The 4,044-nt window shown below is 60.8% G+C and carries 4 protein-coding genes; 3 read left to right on the top strand and 1 reads right to left on the bottom strand.

Annotated features, from left to right (window positions below; translation table 11 throughout):
* Nucleotides 1-2,321 (top strand): toprim domain-containing protein (locus Xenpb_RS18130; protein WP_187655563.1); only part of this gene is annotated, 2,321 nt, incomplete at its 5' end.
* A gap of 85 nt (nucleotides 2,322-2,406) precedes the next feature.
* On the opposite strand, the gene Xenpb_RS20145 is transcribed toward Xenpb_RS18130, so the two are convergent.
* The gene (locus Xenpb_RS20145) at nucleotides 2,407-2,541 is read right to left on the bottom strand and encodes a hypothetical protein (RefSeq protein ID WP_255523190.1); all 135 of its coding nucleotides are present in this window, start codon (nucleotides 2,539-2,541) and stop codon (nucleotides 2,407-2,409) included.
* On the opposite strand from Xenpb_RS20145, the gene xerC reads away from it, so the two are divergent.
* Nucleotides 2,540-3,610 (top strand): site-specific tyrosine recombinase XerC, encoded by a 1,071-nt coding sequence (gene xerC / locus Xenpb_RS18135; protein WP_187655564.1) that lies wholly within the window; start codon nucleotides 2,540-2,542, stop codon nucleotides 3,608-3,610. The two genes, Xenpb_RS20145 and xerC, sit on opposite strands and share 2 nt — an antisense overlap.
* Before the next feature lie 29 nt (nucleotides 3,611-3,639).
* Entirely contained in the window at nucleotides 3,640-3,987 is a 348-nt protein-coding gene (locus tag Xenpb_RS18140) for a hypothetical protein (RefSeq protein ID WP_187655565.1), read from the top strand.
* Nucleotides 3,988-4,044: the final 57 nt, after the last annotated feature.

Consider the following 4,044-nt stretch of genomic DNA (forward strand, 5'->3'; position numbering starts at 1 on the left):
ATGCGCCGGAAGCCCAGGCTTATCTGGCGAAGCGGCGGCTCAACCATCCTGAACTGGTCGCGCAGTTTAAGCTGGGCTTTGCCAACCGCACGCTGGGCTACCGTCTGCCACCGAAAAAAGTCAAAGCAGGCGAGGAGATCCGCCGCCGCCTGCAAGCCATCGGGGTGTTGCGGGAGAACGGGCGGGAGCATCTGCGTGGCTCGCTGGTTGTGCCCGTTATCGGTGCTGAGGGGCAGGTGCACGGGCTGTACGGGCGCAAAATCGGCGACGACCAGCGCCAATCGATTATCCGTCACCTGTACCTGCCGGGGGCACACAAAGGGGTCTGGAATGAAGCGGCGCTGGGTGCCTCCCGAACGCTGATCCTGTGCGAATCGCTGATTGATGCGATGTCGTTCTGGGTGACGGGGCAACGCAATGTCACGGCCGCTTACGGGGTGCATGGCGTCACGGCTGATCACTGGCAGGCGTTTGAGCAGTACAACATTAAGCAGGTGCTGATCGCTTTCGATAATGATACCGCCGGCAATGATGCCGCGGTCAAACTGGCGGCGGAACTGGCTGCCAAAGGCATCACGCCGCTGCGTATAGTGTTCCCGCCAGAGAGGGATGCCAACGGGTATCTGTGCCAGATGGCGGAACCTGAATCGGCCTTTGCCCTGCTGCTTGAGAGTGCCGTGCCGATGCAGGATGTGGCGGACATGGTCGCCCTTGCGCGCCAGACACCTGAGCCGGACACGGCGCCAGCACCCGCTTCTTCTTTAGTGGCTGAATCCGCGCCCGGCGTGACGCCGAATGTCGTCTGTGAGTCCGGTGATCATGGCGAGCTGCGCGTGTCAGCCGGCACACTGCAATGGTGTCTGCGCGGGCTGGGCGCGGTCAAAGCGGGATCGGTTGCCATGAAGCTCAATGCGCAGGTGCTGGACAGGCAAAGCGGTGTGCTGTTCGCCGACGGGGTTGATCTGATGAGCGGCCGCTCACGCAACAGTTACGCCCGCATGGCCGCCGCTGAGCTGGGCTTAACCGAAGGCGACCTCCGGCGGGCACTGAGTCAGGTGTTACTGGCGGTCGAACAATGGCAACAGCAGCCCGCCCCAGGCACCGAACCCCGCGTACCGGAAATGGGGATCGCAGAGCGGGAAGCGGCACTGGCCTTACTGCAAGATCCGTACCTGACCGCCCGTATCACCACTGATTTAGCGGCCTGCGGTGTGGTCGGCGAATCCACTAACTTGCTGGCCGGTTTTTTGGCGGCGGTGAGCCGAAAGTTACCCAAACCGTTAGCGGTACTTATCCAGAGCAGCAGCGCCGCCGGCAAATCCTCACTGATGGAGGCGGTGCTGAACCTGATCCCCGAAGAGGAGCGCATCCAGTACAGCGCCATGACCGGGCAAAGCCTGTTCTATCTGGGCGAAACCAATCTCCAGCATAAAATTCTCGCTATCGCCGAAGAAGAAGGGGTGCGGCAGGCCGCCTATGCGCTCAAGCTGTTGCAGTCGGACGGCGAGCTGACAATGGCGAGCACGGGCAAGGATGAAGCGACCGGAAACCTCGTCACCAAAAGCTACACCGTGAAAGGCCCGGTGATGCTGATGCTGACCACGACGGCGATCGATGTGGATGAAGAGCTGCTCAACCGCTGTCTGGTGCTGACGGTCAACGAATCCCGCGAACAGACCGAAGCCATCCATGCGGTGCAGCGCCAGAAACAAACGCTCGAAGGCCTGCTGGCTGAGAACGAGCGCGACTATCTGACGCAGCTTCACCAGAACGCCCAGCGGCTGTTGCGCCCGCTGAATGTGGTCAATCCGTATGCGCACCAACTGACCTTTATGTCAGACAAAACCCGTACCCGCCGTGACCATATGAAATACCTGACGCTCATTCAGAGCATCGCGTTGTTGCATCAGTACCAGCGGGAAATCAAAACGGCAGAACATCGCGGGAAAACGCTGGAATACATCGAAGTGAGCAAAGACGATATCAAACTGGCGAATCAGCTTGCCCATGAAATCTTAGGCCGGACGCTGGACGAAATGCCGCCGCAGACGCGCAAGCTGCTGCTGTTGATCCAGCAGATGGCGCATGGAATGGTGGCAGATCAGCAGTGTGCCCTGAACGCCGTTCGTTTTACCCGGCGGGATATCCGCGACTTTACTCAATGGAGTGACAATCAGCTTAAAGTGCATTGCCAGCGGCTGGCTGAGATGGAATACCTGTTGATCCACGGCGGCAGTCGCGGGCATCTGCTGCAATACGAACTGCTCTGGGACGGTGATGGCGACAGCGCGCACTTAAGCGGCCTGATCGTCCCGGTATGATCAGCGCAAGTTGGGCTGAAAACAAGGCAAGCTGCCCCTAAGTTGGGGTCAGGTTGGTCTCAAGTTGGGGGAGATAAAACGGCTATCAGGCCGCAGCCAGACAGGGCTGACAGCGCGCAAGTTGGATAATATCAAAAATCACTGTTCCGGCAACATCATCAAAACGCACCGTCATACCGTACTGCCGGATAACGTCCACGACAAAAAGGAAAATCCGCATGACAACTTCACACGGCAACCCGCTTATCACGTTGCGGGCGCAACTGGACGCGTACCTCGATACACTGACCGCACAGGGAAAAAGCCCGCGGACACGGGAAAGCTACCGGGAACGGCTGCTGCCCTTCGTGGACTGGTGCGAACAGCGCACCGTGCAGTATCCGGCCCAGGTGACGCTGGCGTTGCTGGAAAGCTGGCAGCGCTATCTGCGGGCTTACCGCAAGGCCGACGGCCAGCCTTACCGCCATAACGGCCAGCGGGAACGGTTAATCGCCCTGCGGCTGTGGTTCCGCTGGTTGTTGCAACGCCATCATATCCTCTACAACCCGGCCGAGCAGGTGGTGTTGCCGAAAGAAGAGAAGCGGCTGCCCGCCCAGATACTGAGTGAACGGGAAACCGTGCAGGTGCTGGACAGCCTTGACGACCAAAGTATGCTGGGGTTGCGTAACCGGGTGATGCTGGAAATCCTCTGGAGCAGCGGCCTCCGGCGTATGGAGCTGCGCCAGCTCCGGCGGGGCGATATCGACGTCGAACGGGGGGCAGTTGTGGTCAATCAGGGCAAAGGCCATAAAGACCGGGTGGTGCCCATCGGCGAGCGGGCGCTGGGCTGGCTGACACGCTATCTGGTGCAGGTCCGGCCACAGTTGGCAGAAAGTCATGACAGCGGTTACCTGTTTATCTCGCAAAAGGGCAGGCCGCTCAGTCTGGGGCACCTGACCCAAATCGCCGGCAAGGCCATCCGCCATCAGGCTCAACTGGACAAGCCGGGCGCCTGTCACCTGTTCCGGCACTCGATGGCGACGCAGATGCTGGACAACGGCGCGGATATCCGCCATATCCAGGCGATGCTGGGGCATGAGAAACTCAACACCACCCAGGTGTATACGCGGGTCGCCATCAAACAGCTCAGGCAGGTGCACAGCCAGACCCATCCGGCCGAGCGGGCAGATAATCAGCAGCCAAACGCCGACACCGAACCGCCGGAGAGCCGCCCATGTCCTGAACCCGCGGAAAGTAGCATGTCAGACCGCCAACACGGTGCCAGCGGACAGCGCACCCGTCCCCGTTAAGTTCGCGGGGTGTGGAGAAGGGGCAGACCGTGGCCGGACTGCCCGGAAGCTGCGGTGCCGGCGGGGGTAAATGGGCAATGGGCAGCGGCGGCCACGGTGTCCCCAATCACTATGTGCCGGCTGCCCAAAGCCCATTTAACATAATGCAGGGAGATTGTGCGAAATTCGCCGTGCGGCCACCGTGTTCCGCCCAACCCCGAAGAGCGGCTCACATCGCACAATCTACATTATGTCTGGCGCCCCCGCTGTCAGCATCGCGGGGTGCACCGCACAAGGCTGGCGCCTTCTGCTGTCAGCACCGGAGCCTATGCCTGCCCAAAACCGCGCCGAACCGGAACACCGTGCCACATCCGGCATCTCACCTGCGCCTTCATTAGCTGCCTGACCTGGTCCAGGCTAACAACGCTGTAGGCAGGTCGGCCTGCGGCCTCCGC

It is taken from the genome of Xenorhabdus sp. PB62.4 (assembly GCF_014467285.1).
Taxonomy (GTDB): domain Bacteria; phylum Pseudomonadota; class Gammaproteobacteria; order Enterobacterales; family Enterobacteriaceae; genus Xenorhabdus.

Bases quoted from the DNA above. Each gene is read 5' to 3' on its own strand.
- xerC (WP_187655564.1), top strand. From the start codon at position 2,540: ATGACAACTTCACACGGCAACCCGCTTATCACGTTGCGGGCGCAACTG.
- Xenpb_RS20145 (WP_255523190.1), bottom strand. From the start codon at position 2,541: ATGCGGATTTTCCTTTTTGTCGTGGACGTTATCCGGCAGTACGGTATG.